Raw genomic sequence first — 15288 nt, forward strand, 5'->3', positions numbered from 1 at the left:
CTGGCAAGGCAGGCGCCCCCTCAAGCCGCGGGGAAATGGTCGAAGCCGGCGGGCAGCCGGGCCAGCGCTTGCCCGCCGGCATCCAGCACCGCCAGCCCCGGCCGGGCCGAAACGCTGCCCACCCGGGTCACGCGCGCGCCCGCCGCCTGCGCGGCGGCCAGCACGGCGTCGCGGCGGGCGGCCGGCGCGGTAAAGCAAAGCTGGTAGACGTCGCCGCCGCCCAGCACGGCGCGGCGCGCCAGGTCGGCGGGCATGCCGGCCAGCGCGGCGGCCACGGGCATGCGGTCTTCGTGCAGCACCGCGCCCACCCGGCTGGCCGTAAGGATATGGCCCAGGTCCTGCAGCAAACCGTCGGAAATATCGATGGCGGCGTGCGCGATGCCCCGCAACGCCAGCCCCAGCGCCACCTGCGGTTCGGGCCATTCCAGCGCGCCGCGGGTCGCGGCCAGCCGCGCCGCGTCGGCCGGGTACTGCCCGTCGAGCAGGCGATAGGCCACATCGGCCGCGCCCAGTTCGCCGGACACCCAGATGTCGTCGTCCGCCCGCGCGCCATCGCGGCGCAACGCGGCGCCGGCCGGCACGGCGCCGAACACGGTCACGCTGATGGCCAGGTCATGGGCGCTGCGGGTGGTGTCGCCGCCGATCAACGGGCAGCCATGGGCCGCCGCCAGCGCATGGAACCCGTCGGCAAAGGCCGCCAGCCACGGCTCGTCCAGCCGCGGCAACGCCAGCCCCAGCACGCAACCGATGGGCCGCGCGCCCATGGCGGCCAGGTCCGACAGGTTCACCGCCAGGGCCTTGTGCCCCAGCGCCTTCGGATCGACATCGGGAAAGAAATGCCGGCCTTCCAGCAGCAGATCGGTGCTGGTGGCCACCTGTTCGCCGGGCGGCACCGGAAACAACGCGCAGTCATCCCCCACGCCCAGCAGGCCCGCCGGGGCGGAGCGCGTGAAATAGCGCGCGATCAGATCGAATTCGGACGCCACGACAACTCCGCAGTCCGGCACTTCAGCCGGTATTGACTCCCAGGCAGGAGCGACGCTCCAAGGGAAGAATCGCTCCAAAGGAGCGGAAAACTCCGCTCCAAAAGGAGAAAGCCCGCCGCAAAAAACGGCCCTCCCAAGACCCGGGCCGCGCGGATCCGGCTCCGCCGGTCCGCAGCGGCGCCCCCCTGGGGGGGAAGCGCGCAGCGCTTCGGGGGGGGTATCTACTTCTTCATTTCGTGCGAGCGCACGTCCGCCGCCAGCTTGTCGAGCACACCATTGACGAACTTGAAGCCATCCGTGCCGCCGAACGACTTGGCCAGTTCCACGGCCTCGTTGATGGCGACCTTGTACGGCACTTCGACATGATGGATCAGTTCGAAGCTGCCGATCAGCAGGATGCCGTGCTCGACCGGCGACAGCTCGGCCAGCGGGCGGTCGACGTAGGGCGTGAAACGCTCGCGCAGCGCGGGCGCTTCGCGCAGGACGCCATGCAGCAAGGTCTTGAACCACTGCGCGTCGGCCTCGGAGAATTCCTCGGTGTCGCGCAGGTGGGCATCGATCTCGCCGGCGTCCTGCGTGCCTTCGCCGCCGCGCAGCAGCCACGCGTACACGCCCTGCAGCGCGAATTCGCGCGCACGGCGGCGCGCGCTGCGGGCATTGGCGCGGGCTTGCGCCGCGCTATCAGCGCTGGTCGTCGTCTTCTTCGTCGTCAAAATCTTCGTCCTCGTCTTCGTCGTCTTCGTCTTCTTCCTCGGGCTCCAGGGCCGCCACCAGGTTGGCCATTTCGACGGCCACCTGGGCGCAGTCGCGGCCCTTGCCGGCGGCGCGGGCCTGTGCCTGCTCGTCGGTGTCCACGGTCAGCACGCCGTTGGCGACCGGGATGCCGGTCTCGAGGGAGATGCGGGTGATGGCAGTGGCCATTTCATTGCTGACCACTTCAAAGTGATAGGTCTCGCCGCGGATGACCGCGCCCAGCGCGATGAGGGCGTCGAACTCGAAGGTCTCGGCCATGTGCGACAGGGCCACGCCCAGTTCCAGGGCGCCCGGCACGGTGGCGACCATCACGTCGCGCTCGTCCACGCCGAGTTCGGCCAGTTCCTTCAGGCACGCTTCGAGTTCGGCCTGGCCGATCTCTTCATTGAAACGGGCGCGAACGATGCCGATGTGCAGCCCTTCGCCGTTCAGGTCGGGGGTGAGGATGTAAGGGTTCATGTGTCGGCCTTCAGTGTGTTGCGGGAGAGTTCGGAGGGTCGCAATCGTAACCCGTAATGGTGAGCGAGAAGCCCGCCATGCTGGGCATCTTGCGCGGCCGGGCCAGCAGCTTCATCTGGCCCACGTTCAGGTCACGCAGAATCTGGGCGCCGATGCCGTAGGTGCGCAGGCCGAAACGGTCGGCGTTGGCGGGGTTGGCATTGGCCTTGGGGTCGTTCCAGCCGGCGATCTGGGCGAACAGGTGTTCGGTGGAGGACTGACAGTTCATCAGCACCAGCACGCCGGCCGGCGCCTGCGAAATGGCCTGCAGCGCCTGCGCCACGCCCCAGCTGTGCGGGCTGGCGCCGGTATCCAGCACGTCCAGCACCGAGGCCGGCTCATGCACGCGCACCAGGGTCTCGACCTCTGGCGCCACGGTACCATGCACCAGCGCCAGGTGGGCCGAGCCGGTGGCGGCGTCTTCGTAGGCCACGGCCTCGAAGGTGCCCCAGGCGGTCTGCATGCTGCGCTTGCCGACGCGCTTGACGATGGATTCGTGCTCGCTGCGGTATTGGATCAGGTCGGCGATGGTGCCGATTTTCAGGTTGTGCTCGCGGGCGAACTCGACCAGGTCGGGCAGGCGCGCCATGGTGCCGTCCGGCTTGAGGATTTCGCAGATCACCGCGGCCGGGGTCAGGCCGGCCATGGCGGTCAGGTCACAGCCGGCCTCGGTGTGGCCGGCGCGCACCAGCACGCCGCCGGGCACGGCGCGCACCGGAAAGATATGGCCGGGCTGGACCAGGTCGGACGGCTTGGCGTCGCGCGCCACCGCCACCTGGATGGTGCGGGCGCGGTCGGCGGCCGAAATGCCGGTCTCGACGCCTTCGGCGGCCTCGATCGACTGGGTGAAATTGGTGCCGTATCGCGTGCCGTTGCGGGCCGCCATCAGCGGCAGGTCCAGCTGGCGGCAGCGTTCTTCGGTCAGGGTCAGGCACACCAGGCCGCGGCCGTGGGTCACCATGAAGTTGATGGCCTCGGGCGTGACGAATTCGGCGGCCATGACGAGGTCGCCTTCATTTTCGCGGTCTTCTTCGTCAACCAGGATGACGATGCGGCCGGCGCGCAGCTCGGCGATGATCTCGGCGACCGAGGCAATATCGAAGGATTCCGGCTCAGAGCCGGGCAATGGGGACAACTGGACGGACATGGCAGGCACGCAAACCAGGCGGGAAAGCCCGGATTTTACCGCCCCCGGCGCCATATCCCCTACCGGCCCGCGCCGCCCCCGCCCAAACAGGGCCATCCGGTTAAACTTTCGGCCGGAGAACACCCCATAAAACCAAGGAAAAACGCCATGCAAGCCCTTGCGGCCATGCCTTTGACCGTCGCGGCGGGGATCCGCGTCGTGCTCACCGACATCGACGACACCCTGACCACCGAAGGCCGGCTGCCCGCCGACGCCTACGCCGCCCTGGAACGCCTGGAACAGGCCGGCATCCAGGTGGTGCCAATCACCGGCCGCCCGGCCGGCTGGTGCGACCACATCGCCCGCATGTGGCCGGTGCGCGCGGTGGTCGGCGAGAACGGCGCGTTCTACTACGCTTACGACCGCCAGGCGCGCCGCATGGTCACGCACTACTGGACCGACGCGGCCACGCGCCAGGCCAGCCGCAAAAAGCTGGACGCGATCCGCGACCGGGTGCTGGCCGAGGTGCACGGCGCCGCCGTGGCCAGCGACCAGGACTACCGCGTGGCCGACCTGGCCATCGACTTCTGCGAAGACGTGCCGCCCCTGCCCGAGGCCGATATCGGTCGCATCGTGCGCATCTTCGAGGATGCCGGCGCCCAGGCCAAGGTCAGCTCGATCCACGTCAACGGCTGGTTCGGCGACTACGACAAGCTGACCATGACGCGCACCCTGTTCCAGCGCGAATTCGGCATCGACGTGGCCGGCGTGCTCGACAGCACGCTGTTCATCGGCGACTCGCCCAACGACGAGCCCATGTTCGCCTACTTCCCGGTCTCGGTCGGCGTGGCCAACATCCAGTCGCAGTTGCACCGCCTGACGCACCGCCCCGCCTACGTGGCCGCGTTCCATGGCGGCGCCGGCTTCACCGAGATGGCCGACCGACTGCTGGCCGCCCGCGCCGTCACCGCCTGAGGCACGCACCGTGGTCACCGCCAAACCCTCCGCCCCCGCCGCCAACGACGGCCGCCGCAGCATCCAGTCCATCGAAGTGGGCGTGCCGCTGCTGGCCGCCCTGGTCGACGCCGCCAAGCCGCTGACCCTGCGCGATCTGGCCGCCGGCGCCGGCATGACCTCGGCCAAGGCCCACCCCTACCTGGTCAGCTTCATCCGGGTCGGCCTGGTGCAGCAGGACAGCATCACCGGCCAGTACGAGCTGGGGCCGTTCGCGCTGCAGATGGGCCTGGTCAGCCTGCAGCGGCTGGATCCGGTGCGCATCGCCATGCCCGAGATCGCCAAACTGCAATCCGAGATCGGCCACACGCTGGGCATCGCGGTGCTGGGCTCGCACGGCCCCACCATGATCCACATGACCGAGGCCAGCTATCCGGTGCACGTGAACATGCGCAAGGGCACCGTGATGTCGATGCTGCACACCGCCACCGGCCTGGTGTTCGCGGCCTGGCTGCCGCCCAAGGTCAGCGAGCACTACATCGCCCGCGAGGAAGGCGATACGGCGGTGATCTCCAGCGTGTCGCCGCCGCGCAAGGTCAGCCGCGCCAACATCGAGGCGCAACTGGCGGACATCCGCGTGCACGGCATGGCGCGCGCCCTGGGCAACCCGCTGCCGGGCGTCGACGCCCTGTCGGTGCCCGTGTTCGACAACACCGGCAACATCGTGCTGGCGCTGACCAGCCTGGGCCCCACCGGCCTGTTCGACGTGTCCTGGGACGGCGCCATCGCCCGTCCGTTGCTAGCCTGCGCGCACGAGATCTCGCGCAAGCTGGGCTACCGCGCCTGACCTTCCCTCCTCCCGCCTGACCCGCAAGCCGCGCGACGGATCCGCCGATCCACTCGCGCGGCCGTCGCGCCGTTCGCGCATAAACGAACCCAAAGCGAACAAAACGAACAAAACTCGAAAAGAAACACAGGGACTTTCCCGAGTGTGCCCCTGGCGCTTGTATGTTTGAATTCAGTTACCAGTCATATTCAGACCTATAAGAGGAGACATACGATGCGCGCATTGCGTCACCTGCAAGCGGCCTCGCTGGCCGCGCTCGTGTTCGGAACGTTCGGAGCGTCCGCCGCCCACGCCGCCGACGCCTGCCCCAACCGGGGCGACCTGGACCAGAACTACTGCGACGCCAACAAGGACCTGGTGGCCGACACGCCCACCGATCCGGCCAAGCTCAAGACGCCGTCGACGCTGGTGTTCACCTACACCCCGGTAGAAGACCCCGCGGTGTATGAAGACATCTTCAAGCCGTTCACCAAGCACCTGTCCGAATGCACCGGCAAGCGCGTGGTGTTCTACCAGGTGCAGAGCAACGCCGCCGAAATCGAGGCCATGCGCTCGGGCCGCCTGCATGTGGGCGGCTTCTCCACCGGCCCCACCGCCTTCGCCGTGAACATCGCCGGCGCGGTGCCGTTCGCCGTCAAGGGCTACGCCGACGGCTTCCAGGGCTACAACCTGATCGTCATCGTCAAGAAAGACAGCCCGTACCAGAAGCTCACCGACCTCAAGGGCAAGAAGCTGGCGCACACCGCGCCGTCGTCGAACTCCGGCCACATGGCGCCCGTGGCGCTGTTCCCCAAGGAAGGCCTGACGCCCGACAAGGACTACAAGGTGGTGTTCTCGGGCAAGCACGACCAGTCCGTCATGGGCGTGAACTCGGGTGACTACGACGCCGCCGCCGTGGCCTCGGACGTGTTCAAGCGCATGATCGAGCGCGGCCAGGTCAAGGAAGCCGATTTCCGCGTCATCTACAAGAGCGAGAAATTCCCCACCTCGTCGTTCGCCTACGCGCACGACCTGGAGCCGAAGTTCCGCGACCAGATGCTCAAGTGCTTCTACGACTACCGCTTCCCGGCCGAGATGTCCAAGGCCTTCGACGGCGCCGACCGCTTCTACCCGGTGACCTACCAGAAGGACTGGGCCATCGTGCGCCAGGTCGCCGAATCCGGCGGCGAGAGCTTCAACCGCGCCGCCTACGACCGCGAATCCGCCAAGAGCAAGAAGTAATCAGCATGACGACGTCGCTACGCATTTCCGGCCTGGTCAAGGAATACCGGGCCGGCCGGCCGGTACTGAACGGCATCGACCTGCAGATCGCGGGACGCGGCCTGACGGCCATCATCGGCCCGTCGGGCACCGGCAAGAGCACGCTCCTGCGCTGCATCAACCGGCTGATCGAGCCGACCCGCGGCGAGATCGTGCTCGAAGCCGGCGACGGCGCGGTCGACCTGGCCCGGGTGCGTGGCGCGTCGCTGCGGCGCGCGCGCCGGCGCATCGGCATGGTGTTCCAGGAATACAACCTGGTCGAACGCCTGACCGTAATGGAAAACCTGCTGACCGGACGGCTGGGCTACACCGGCGCCTTCAAGGCCTGGACCCGCCGCTTCGAGGCCGACGACATCGAGCACGCCTACCAGCTGCTCGATACCGTCGGCCTGGCGGGCTTCGCCGACCAGCGCGCCGACGCCCTGTCGGGCGGCCAGCGCCAGCGCGTGGGCATCGCCCGCGCGCTGATGCAGCGTCCGCAGTTGCTGCTGGCCGATGAGCCGACCTCGTCGCTCGACCCCAAGACCTCGGTCGAGATCATGGAGCTGCTGGCGGCGCAGGGCGACGCCAGCGGCATCCCCGTCATCGTCAACATCCACGACGTGGAGCTGGCGCGACGCTACGCCGGCCGCATCGTCGGCATGTCCGGCGGACACGTGGTCTATGACGGCAACGGCCAAGGCCTGGACGCCGCCATGCTCAAGACCATCTACGGAGGCGAGTCTTGGCTGGCGTAATGACTCCGCGTTCGTCCCACCCGCGTCCCTTCGCGCTGTCCGGCCGCGCCAAGGCCGGCGTGCTGCTGCTGGTGCTGTACACCGTGTATGCGGCCGCGCAACTGGACTTCAGTTGGGCCCGCTTCGAAAGCGGCATGGGCCACGCCTCGACCTTCCTGGCGCGCATGTTCCCGCCCAATTTCGAGAAGCCCGCCACGCTGTGGAAGGGCATCGCCGAAAGCCTGGAGATCGCCGTGCTGGCCTCGGTGCTGGGCATCCTGTTCGCGCTGCCCGTGGGCCTCCTGGGCGCCCGCAATCTGATGCCGGCGTGGGTCTCGTGGCCCGCCCGCTCGATCGTGGCGCTGTGCCGCGCGCTGCATCCGGTGATCGTCGCCATCCTGTTCGTCAAGGCCGTGGGCTTTGGCGCGCTGGCCGGCATCCTGGCGTTGACGGTGGCCTCGATCGGCTTCATCGGCAAGCTGTTCACCGAGGCCATCGAGGAAATCTCGCTCAAGCAGGTCGAAGCGGTGCGCGCCACCGGCGCCTCGTTCGCCAACGTGCTGGCCTTTGGCGTGCTGCCGCAGGTGTTCGCGCGCTTCATCGGCTTTGCCACCTACCAGTTCGACTCGAACCTGCGCAACTCCACCATGGTCGGCATCGTCGGCGCCGGCGGCGTGGGCGGCACGCTGTTCTCGGCCTTCCAGCGCTTTGACTACGACTTCGTCAGCGCCATCCTGCTGACGCTCATCGCCATCATCATGCTGGGCGAGATCCTGGCGGGCTTCGTGCGCGCCGTGTTCCTGGACAACCTGGGCTTTGACCGCATCCTGCAAGGCCGCTTCGCCGGCGCGCGCGGCATCGGATCGAGCGCATCGAAGGCGGCCTACCAGGCCGCGCGCAAGGCGGAGGCGGACCAATGAACACGCACGCCCCCACCTTGCCCGCCAACCACGCGCCGCGCGTCTGGCACCGCTACAGCCTGGGCCAGCGGCTGCTGCGCTTCGCTCTCTACCTGCTGCTGGTCGCCGCCATCGTGCAGGCCATCCGCGGCGTCGAAGTGATTCCGGAGTTCCTGTACGACGCGCCCGAGCAGATGGCCGACCTGTTCCAGCGCATGTGGCCGGTGGACTGGGCCCACTATCGCGGCGGCGTGCACGACGCGCTGATCGAGACCCTGCACATCGCCACGCTCGGCACCATCCTGTCGGTGATCATGGCGGTGCCGGTGGGCCTGCTGGCGGCCAACAACCTCACGCCCAGCAAGAGCATCAACATGCTCGCGCGCCTGATCCTGGTGTCAAGCCGCTCGGTCAATTCGCTGGTGTGGGCGCTGCTGTTCATCGCCATCTTCGGCCCCGGCGCGCTGGCCGGCACGCTGGCCATCGCGTTCCGTTCCATCGGCTTCGTCGGCAAGCTGGTGGGCGAAGCGATCGAGGAAGCGCAGCGCGGCCCGACCGAAGCCGTCACCGCCACCGGCGCCAGCAAGGCCTCGGTGATCTGGTACGCCTACTGGCCGCAGATCCGTCCGGCGTTCTGGTCCATCGTGCTGCTGCGCTGGGACATCAACGTGCGCGAATCGGCGGTGCTCGGCCTGGTCGGCGCCGGCGGCATCGGCATGGCGCTGGACACCGCCCTCAACCTGTTCCAGTGGGACCGCGTGGCGCTGGTGCTGGTCGCCATCTTCGTGGTGGTGGTGCTGGCCGAAATCCTCATCACCCAGGCGCGCAAACGCATTCTCTGAAGCATTGCGCGCGCACGCCAAGAACGTTCCTTTGCGCCGCCCGGCAACGGGCGGTTTTTTTTGCCCGCGTGGGAACGCCGCAAGGGCGCGGGCCAGAGGCGACGGGTGAGAGGCGACGGGTGAGAGGCGGCCGGCACGCCGCGACCCGCCCGCGCGACAAGCGTCAGAAGCGGATCGCGAGATTGGCCCGCACGCCATGGGCCCGCGCCGCGCCGGCAAGCTGCCCCTGGTAGGCCAGGCCAAGGACGGTCCTGGGCGTGACCCGCAGATCCAGGCCCGCCTCGATCACCGCGCTGTCACGGGCGATAGCCACGCCCGCCACCGTGAACGCGTCGCCGGCCGAGAAGGCCTGCGTCGCCACCGGCTTGATGTCGCCCAGCGCGTGGCGCCAGCCGAGCGAACCGCGCGCCATGGCCTGCGCGCGACCCAGTTCGAAACCGGACGCGGCCCGCAGGCCCAGCGTGGTGAAGGTGGTCTCGGTGGCCTGGCCGCTGGCGTGCAGCGCGGCGGCGCCGCCGCTTTCTCGATAGCCGTCGGTGCGCAGGTTGACATAGGCCAGGTTGGCGAACGGTTCGAGCGCCACGGCCGCCGTCTCGATGCGGTACCCCAGGTCGATGAAGGCCTGCGCGGTGCGGCCGTCGTAGCCGGCCTTGAGGCGGTCGGCGAAGCCGGGCATGGCGACCGAGCGGCGCGTGGCGATGTCGTGCCAGCTGTAGGCCAGGCCGCCACGCAGGCCCAGCGCGCCCCATTGGCCGCCGCCGTAGGCGCCCAGGTGGTAGTTGTCGCTGTGCCCGGACGAGGCGCGATCGTTGGCGTCGAAATCGCTGCGGCTGTAGCCGGCCATCAGGCCGAGCCGCCAGGCGTCGGCAACCGGCGCGTCGACACCCATCAGGAAGCCGCCGGTTGAACTCTTGACGCCAGCGGCATTGCCGTCGCCATCGATCCGGCTCCAGTTGCCCATGCCCTCGATCCAGCTGGCGGGCCCGCCCAGGCTGGCCGGCGCCAGCGGCGCGGCGCCGCCGAGCGCGGCCAGCAACGGCGCGGATCGCGCGCCGGCCGCGCCCGCCGCCGCGCGCAGGCGGTCGCTCATGGCGTCGCGCAAATAGCGGCTGTCCTGCAGCAGCACGGTCTTGGCCGAGGCGTGCATCTCGCCGGACAACTGATCGAAGCCGGCTTGCAACGCGCCCACATCGTCCGGCAGGCGCACGATGGCGTCATAGAGCCCGTGTCCGCCGGCCAGGCCGATGCTGTCGATGGCCTTGGCCGTGGCGCGCTGGTTGCGCGTCGCGCCCTTTGACGCCATGCGGGTCTCGTTGCGCGACAGGTTCAGCGACACGCGGCCCGCGCCGTAGTCATACGCCAGGCTGGGCGTGAGGAAAGCGAAGTCGGACGACACGTTATCGAAGCGGCCGGACAGCGCGCCGTCCACCTCCATGATCGTGTAGCTGGCGCGCAGGCCATAGTTGCCGTTGGCGCCGATGTGCACCACCGAACCGCCATTGAGCGTGGCGTTGCCGGTGACGTGGACGCGGTCCGCGCCGCTGCCCGCGGGGTCGGCCTCGACCAGGTAGCGCCCGCCCGGCTGCACCATCAGGTCGCCATCGATGGTGAGCATGCCGATCGAATTGCCGGGCGACAGCGCGCCCCCGGCGGCCACGGTAATGGTCGACCCGGCGCCCGCGCCGAGGGTGCCATTGCCCCCCAGCACGCCGCCATCGGCCACCGTGAACGAACCGCCCAGCCGGCCGTTGACCGCCACCCGGCCGTCGTTGACGAGCGTGCGCCCGGTGAAGCCGGAACTGTCGCCCTTCAGGTCGAGGACGCCCTCGCCGGCCTTGATCAGGTCGCCGCTGCCCGCCAACAGACCGGTCAGGCCCAGCGTGGTGTTGGGGGCCACGTCAAAACCGCCCGACTGCGTCACGGTGATGGCGCGCGCCGTGTCGAACGATGCCGTGGTCGCCAGCATGCCCCCGCCCTCGAGCGCCAGGCCGCCGGCGGCCGCGCCGAGGTTGGCGTCGCGCTCGACCTCCAGCGTGCCGCCCGTGATGCGCGTGCCGCCGCTGTAGGTGTTGGCGCCGCCCAGCGCCAGCGTGCCGGCGCCGGCCTTGGTCAGCGTCCTGCCGTTCCAGCCGCTCGCCGCGTTGGCGGCCTGGTCGGCCAGCGCCGCGCCGACCGTGAAGCGATCCGAGGCGTTGGCCAGCGTGAACGTGCCGTGCGCCAGACTGTTGCCGGCGGTCCAGGTCAGGCCATAGCGGGCCAGGTACTGGCGGTTGTCCGGCGACTTGCGCGTATTGACGCTCAGGTAGTCCACCGCACCGGCGGCGCCGCCGGCGCTGATCCGGGCGAAGTCGCCGCTGATGCCGTTGGTGGTGTCGATCAGCAGGACCTCCGCCGGACTGGTGCTGTAGATGCCGCCCAGCCGGAAGCTCACATCGGCCCCGAGCGTCACCGTGTCGGCGCGCAGCGCCGCGCCGCGCGTACCGGCCGTGAGATCCAGAATGGTGTGGTCGGCCATGCCGACGTTGCCCGCCACCCCCAGCGAGGCGGTCCCCTGCACCGCCAGCGTGCTGCCCGTGCCCGACACCCGCAGGTCGCCGGCCAGGCGGTTGGCGGCGCCGGTCGTCGCATCGCCATACTGCAGCGTCCCGCCCGTCACTTCGGCCGCGCCCCCCAGCTGGTTCAGCACCACCAGCCTGCCGCCCGACACCGTGGTCTTGCCCAGGAACGCGCCATTGTCGCCTGTCAGGCGGGTGGTGCCGGCGATCTGGTTCAGGCCGTGGGAGCCATTGCCCACGCTGACGAGCCGCGTCGCGAATGCGTAGGCCGTGTCGCTATGATTGAAATTCACGGTGGCGTTGCCGGCGCCGAACAGGATATCGCCGGCGTTGAGCGTGCCCGCGCCCACGGCCGCCTGCCCCACCGGCGCGCCAATGTTGATCGTGCCGGAGGTCCGGTAGAACAGGAGCGAATCCTTCGCCAGCGAGACGCTCCCCGCGTTGCTGGCGCCGACGTTGACAACCCCGCCTTGCGCGATCGTCAGGCTGCCCGCGCCCGTCCCCACGCCGAATCCCAGCGTCATTGCGCCGCTGTTGTTCCAGGTGGAACCGGCGCCGCGGACGATGACATTGCCGCTGCCGCTCATGCTGCCCACGAAACTGTCGACGTTCGAGACGGTACCTGCCCCCTCGACCATCAGCGTGCCCTGGCCCTCGACATCGCCCACCCTGAGCTCGCGGGCGTTGGCCCAGGTCGAGCCGCGCCCCGACACCAGGACGGTGCCATTGCCGTTCTGGAGACGGCCGATGACGCCATCGACGCTGCTCACGTAGCCCCCCGCCAGGATCGTTACCGCGCCGCGCCCGCCTTCCGACCCCACCAGCAGGGCCGCGCGATTGACCCAGCGCGACCCGGCATCGGAAATCGCCACGCTCGCCGTGTCGTTGCGCTGGGCGTCGACCGTGGCGAACTGGTTCGAGACCGTGCCGCTGTTGAAGATGCTCAGCTCGCCCGGCCCGCCACCGCCGACGAACAGGTTATCCGTCAGGGCCCAGGTCGAACCGGGATTGAACACGCTGACCCGGGCCGTGGCGCCCGGAACCACGCCGGCATCGATCCGCCCCTGCGCGGTGCCCAGGATGTTGAGGACCACAAGGGATCCGCCCGAGACCGTCGTGTTGCCGGCGAAGCGCGAATTGTCGCCCTGCAATTGCGTGGAGCCCGCGTAGTGATTGAGCTCGTGCCGGCCCGCGCCCAAGCTGTTCAGCGCGGGCGTGAAGATCACGGGCCCGACCGAATTGAAGTTGAGCGCGCCGGCGCCGGCGCCAAAACGGATCTCCGACGCATCCACCCAGCCGGCGGTATCGGTGGCCACGCTGCCGGGCGCGGAGCCGATGTTGATGACGCCGGCAGCGCCGGGGTTGCGGCCCAGCTCGACCCGCCCCAGGCCATTCGTACCCACCGAGACCGCACCGGAGTTGGCCAACGTCAGCGTGCCGTTGCCGCTGGCGCCGATGACCAGGCTGCCATTCATGACCCAGGACGCGCCCAGGCCCGAGACCTTCGCCGTCCCCACCCCGCCCGTCGTCAGCCCCAGCCAGCCGCTGGCGCTGCGCACGGGCGTGCCCGGGGGGTCGATCTGCAACGAACCGGACGCGGTATCGCCGACGACGAGGTCATTGGCATCGCCCCAGTTCACCACAGGCGTCACGTCACCCGTCACCGCCGCGCCGGCCAACGCCTGTGACACCGGCGTGCCGCAGGCCGCCGTCAATGCGGCCGCCAGCGCCAAGCGCCTTGCCCGGCCCTTGCCCCGCCCGCGGGCATGCTCGCTGGCGACCTGCCACTGGCCCGTGCCCCGGTTCAGGACGATGCGATAGGTGCGATTCATGGGGCCTCTCTTTTCTCTTGTCATGGCCCGGCGCCGGCGATGCCGGGGCGGGCGCGTATGGGTATCGAGGCCCCGCGCAAAGCGTCCGGCCCGCCAATTACAATTAGAAAAGTTCGGCGCGCCGCTGCATATCACTGAAACTGGGTAATTGAGCGGACGCAATCAAAGCGGAAAATGTCCGTCGACCCGGTGGCGGGCGATTGTTGATGCACCGCAACCGCGTCTATGCTCCATGCGAGCGTTTGTGAAATAAATATGACCGGTCATCAAACCACCCTCCCCGTTTGATTAAGATCTCGGCTTTTGCCGTTGGACACCCGCCGCCATGTCGGAACAGGAATTGAAACTGCACGTGCCCACGGCTTCGCGCCAGGCCGTGCTGCGAGAGATCAAGCAACGCGAGGCGACCCGCATCCGCCTGCATGCGATGTACTTCGACACGCCCGAGCGCGAACTGGCGCGGGCACGCATCGCCATCCGCCTGCGCCAGGAAGGCCGCGACTGGGTGCAGACCCTGAAGATGCCCGGCATCAACGCCATCACCCGCATCGAACTGAACCACCCGCGCCCGGGCCCCGTGCTCGACCTGTCGGTCTATGCCGGCACCGAGGTCGAAGCGGCGCTTGCCGCCATCAAGGGTGAACTCGGCCTGCGCTATGAGACCGACGTGCAGCGCATGCTGCGCAAGGTGCGCACGCGCTACGGCACCGTCGAACTGGCCTACGACACCGGCATCCTGCGCGCTGGCGCGCTGGAACTGCCGATCTCCGAACTTGAATTCGAACTGGTCTCGGGCCGCCCCGCCGCCATCTTCGCGGTCGCGCGCGGCTGGCAGCAGCGCCACAACCTGGTGCTGGACCCCCGCAGCAAGTCCGAGCGCGGCGACGCGCTGGCGCAATTGGCGCAACGCCTGGCCGACGTCGACGCCGTCCCGGGCGATGACCTCGACAGCCGCCGCGCCCAGGCCATCGCCCTGTTCTGGGCCCCGCGCGGCGCCGCGTCCGTCAAGCTGCGCGAGGACATGACGGCGGCGCAGGCCATGGGCCGCATCGCCGCCGAATGCCTCGACCAGATCGCCCGCAACGCGGCCGTGCTGGCCGAAGTCGACACCGAAGGCGTGTACCGCGCCGGCAATTCCGAGCACGTGCACCAGTTGCGCGTCGGCATCCGCCGCCTGCGCTCGGCCTGGAAGTTGTTCGACGGCTGGATCGGGCCAGTCCCCGACGCCATCATGCAGGGCGTGCGCGCCCACTTCGCCGCCTTCGGCGCCAACCGCGACCAGGACGTGCTGAACGAAACCGTGGCGCCCGCGCTGATGCGCGCCGGCATGCCGGTCATCCCGATGGAAGCCGCGCCGCCCGAACAGGACGCTCGCGCCATCGCCGGTGGCAAGGCCTTCCAGGCCTGGCTGCTGGAACTGCTGAAATGGAGCCTGGACGTGCCGCCCGCGCTGCCCGCCAGCGACGGCCAGCCCATCGCCAACGGCGTGCCCAGCGACGCGGCGCCCGAACCCGCCATTCGCCTGGAAGGCGGCATCGCCGGCCCCAGCGTCAAGCCCACCATCATCCCCATGCTGGCGCCCGAGCCCGATCCGCAGCAACTGCACAAGCAGTTGGCGCGGCGCCTGCATCGCTGGCACAGCAAGGTGGCCGACCAGGGCACCCAGTTCGCCACGCTCGACATCCCCACGCGCCACGAACTGCGCAAGCGCGGTAAGCGCCTGCGCTACAGCCTGGCCTTCGCCGAATCGCTGCTGCCCCCGAGCAAGCTGCGCGGCTACCGCAAGCTGCTGTCGCGGGTGCAGGACATCCTGGGCGAGATCAACGACCTGGCCGTCGCCAAGGACTACTACGAGTCGTGTACGGCCACGCATCCGCAGGCCTGGTTCGCGCTGGGCTGGATCAGTGCGCGCCTGGAGGAACTGGCGGTGGACGCGCAACGCGCCTTCGACGACCTGGCAGGCAGCAAGCCGTTCTGGAAATAAGGCGGCGCAGTCCCTCGCGGACCGCATTTGCACCCG

12 protein-coding genes are annotated in these 15288 nt (G+C 69.3%); 7 read left to right on the top strand and 5 right to left on the bottom strand.

Features of this window, described 5'->3' with window-relative positions; all coding sequences use genetic code 11:
* Nucleotides 1-20: 20 nt before the first annotated feature.
* The 4 genes from thiL to ribBA form a co-directional block, all read right to left on the bottom strand.
* On the bottom strand, nucleotides 21-986 hold the full coding sequence (gene thiL / locus ACUTAG_RS09950) for a thiamine-phosphate kinase (RefSeq protein ID WP_446650124.1): 966 nt from the start codon (nucleotides 984-986) through the stop codon (nucleotides 21-23).
* Nucleotides 987-1207: 221 nt separating this feature from the next.
* Entirely contained in the window at nucleotides 1208-1699 is a 492-nt protein-coding gene (gene nusB / locus ACUTAG_RS09955; RefSeq protein WP_006385956.1) for a transcription antitermination factor NusB, read from the bottom strand.
* Nucleotides 1668-2198: a 6,7-dimethyl-8-ribityllumazine synthase gene (gene ribH / locus ACUTAG_RS09960; RefSeq protein WP_006391339.1), complete on the bottom strand. Its 531-nt coding sequence runs from the start codon at nucleotides 2196-2198 to the stop codon at nucleotides 1668-1670. The genes nusB and ribH overlap by 32 nt, the downstream gene beginning before the upstream one ends.
* Before the next feature lie 10 nt (nucleotides 2199-2208).
* A complete protein-coding gene (gene ribBA / locus ACUTAG_RS09965; protein WP_006385954.1) occupies nucleotides 2209-3384 on the bottom strand; it encodes a bifunctional 3,4-dihydroxy-2-butanone-4-phosphate synthase/GTP cyclohydrolase II in 1176 nt (391 codons plus the stop codon).
* A gap of 147 nt (nucleotides 3385-3531) precedes the next feature.
* Between ribBA and ACUTAG_RS09970 the strand changes: the two genes are divergently transcribed.
* The 6 genes from ACUTAG_RS09970 (at nucleotide 3532) to phnE (ACUTAG_RS09995) (ending at nucleotide 8881) form a co-directional block, all read left to right on the top strand.
* The gene (locus tag ACUTAG_RS09970) at nucleotides 3532-4338 is read left to right on the top strand and encodes an HAD-IIB family hydrolase (RefSeq protein ID WP_058665735.1); all 807 of its coding nucleotides are present in this window, start codon (nucleotides 3532-3534) and stop codon (nucleotides 4336-4338) included.
* A 10-nt stretch (nucleotides 4339-4348) separates the two neighbouring features.
* Nucleotides 4349-5164, top strand: coding sequence for an IclR family transcriptional regulator (locus ACUTAG_RS09975; protein WP_058665734.1), 816 nt, complete (start codon nucleotides 4349-4351; stop codon nucleotides 5162-5164).
* A gap of 213 nt (nucleotides 5165-5377) precedes the next feature.
* On the top strand, nucleotides 5378-6385 hold the full coding sequence (phnD, locus tag ACUTAG_RS09980; RefSeq protein WP_054500713.1) for a phosphate/phosphite/phosphonate ABC transporter substrate-binding protein: 1008 nt from the start codon (nucleotides 5378-5380) through the stop codon (nucleotides 6383-6385).
* Nucleotides 6386-6390: 5 nt separating this feature from the next.
* Nucleotides 6391-7161 (top strand): phosphonate ABC transporter ATP-binding protein, encoded by a 771-nt coding sequence (gene phnC, locus ACUTAG_RS09985; protein ID WP_020926355.1) that lies wholly within the window; start codon nucleotides 6391-6393, stop codon nucleotides 7159-7161.
* A complete protein-coding gene (gene phnE / locus ACUTAG_RS09990; RefSeq protein WP_026384726.1) occupies nucleotides 7161-8060 on the top strand; it encodes a phosphonate ABC transporter, permease protein PhnE in 900 nt (299 codons plus the stop codon). Before phnC ends, phnE (ACUTAG_RS09990) begins: the two co-directional genes overlap by 1 nt.
* Nucleotides 8057-8881 (top strand): phosphonate ABC transporter, permease protein PhnE, encoded by an 825-nt coding sequence (gene phnE / locus ACUTAG_RS09995; RefSeq protein ID WP_148317175.1) that lies wholly within the window; start codon nucleotides 8057-8059, stop codon nucleotides 8879-8881. Before phnE (ACUTAG_RS09990) ends, phnE (ACUTAG_RS09995) begins: the two co-directional genes overlap by 4 nt.
* A 163-nt stretch (nucleotides 8882-9044) precedes the next feature.
* On the opposite strand, the gene ACUTAG_RS10000 is transcribed toward phnE (ACUTAG_RS09995), so the two are convergent.
* Nucleotides 9045-13268 (bottom strand): autotransporter domain-containing protein, encoded by a 4224-nt coding sequence (locus ACUTAG_RS10000; protein ID WP_446650125.1) that lies wholly within the window; start codon nucleotides 13266-13268, stop codon nucleotides 9045-9047.
* Between the two features lie 325 nt (nucleotides 13269-13593).
* On the opposite strand from ACUTAG_RS10000, the gene ACUTAG_RS10005 reads away from it, so the two are divergent.
* A complete protein-coding gene (locus tag ACUTAG_RS10005) occupies nucleotides 13594-15252 on the top strand; it encodes a CYTH and CHAD domain-containing protein (protein WP_446650126.1) in 1659 nt (552 codons plus the stop codon).
* The last annotated feature ends 36 nt before the right edge of the window (nucleotides 15253-15288 follow it).

It is taken from the genome of Achromobacter sp. CSND-B12 (assembly GCF_052906545.1).

What these genes read in the sequence shown, in the direction of transcription:
- ribBA (WP_006385954.1), bottom strand. Translation starts at nt 3,384, where the DNA reads ATGTCCGTCCAGTTGTCCCCATTGCCCGGCTCTGAGCCGGAATCCTTC.
- ACUTAG_RS10005 (WP_446650126.1), top strand. Translation starts at nt 13,594, where the DNA reads ATGTCGGAACAGGAATTGAAACTGCACGTGCCCACGGCTTCGCGCCAG.
- phnE (WP_148317175.1), top strand. Translation starts at nt 8,057, where the DNA reads ATGAACACGCACGCCCCCACCTTGCCCGCCAACCACGCGCCGCGCGTC.
- ACUTAG_RS09970 (WP_058665735.1), top strand. Translation starts at nt 3,532, where the DNA reads ATGCAAGCCCTTGCGGCCATGCCTTTGACCGTCGCGGCGGGGATCCGC.
- ribH (WP_006391339.1), bottom strand. Translation starts at nt 2,198, where the DNA reads ATGAACCCTTACATCCTCACCCCCGACCTGAACGGCGAAGGGCTGCAC.
- phnC (WP_020926355.1), top strand. Translation starts at nt 6,391, where the DNA reads ATGACGACGTCGCTACGCATTTCCGGCCTGGTCAAGGAATACCGGGCC.
- phnE (WP_026384726.1), top strand. Translation starts at nt 7,161, where the DNA reads ATGACTCCGCGTTCGTCCCACCCGCGTCCCTTCGCGCTGTCCGGCCGC.
- ACUTAG_RS10000 (WP_446650125.1), bottom strand. Translation starts at nt 13,268, where the DNA reads ATGAATCGCACCTATCGCATCGTCCTGAACCGGGGCACGGGCCAGTGG.
- phnD (WP_054500713.1), top strand. Translation starts at nt 5,378, where the DNA reads ATGCGCGCATTGCGTCACCTGCAAGCGGCCTCGCTGGCCGCGCTCGTG.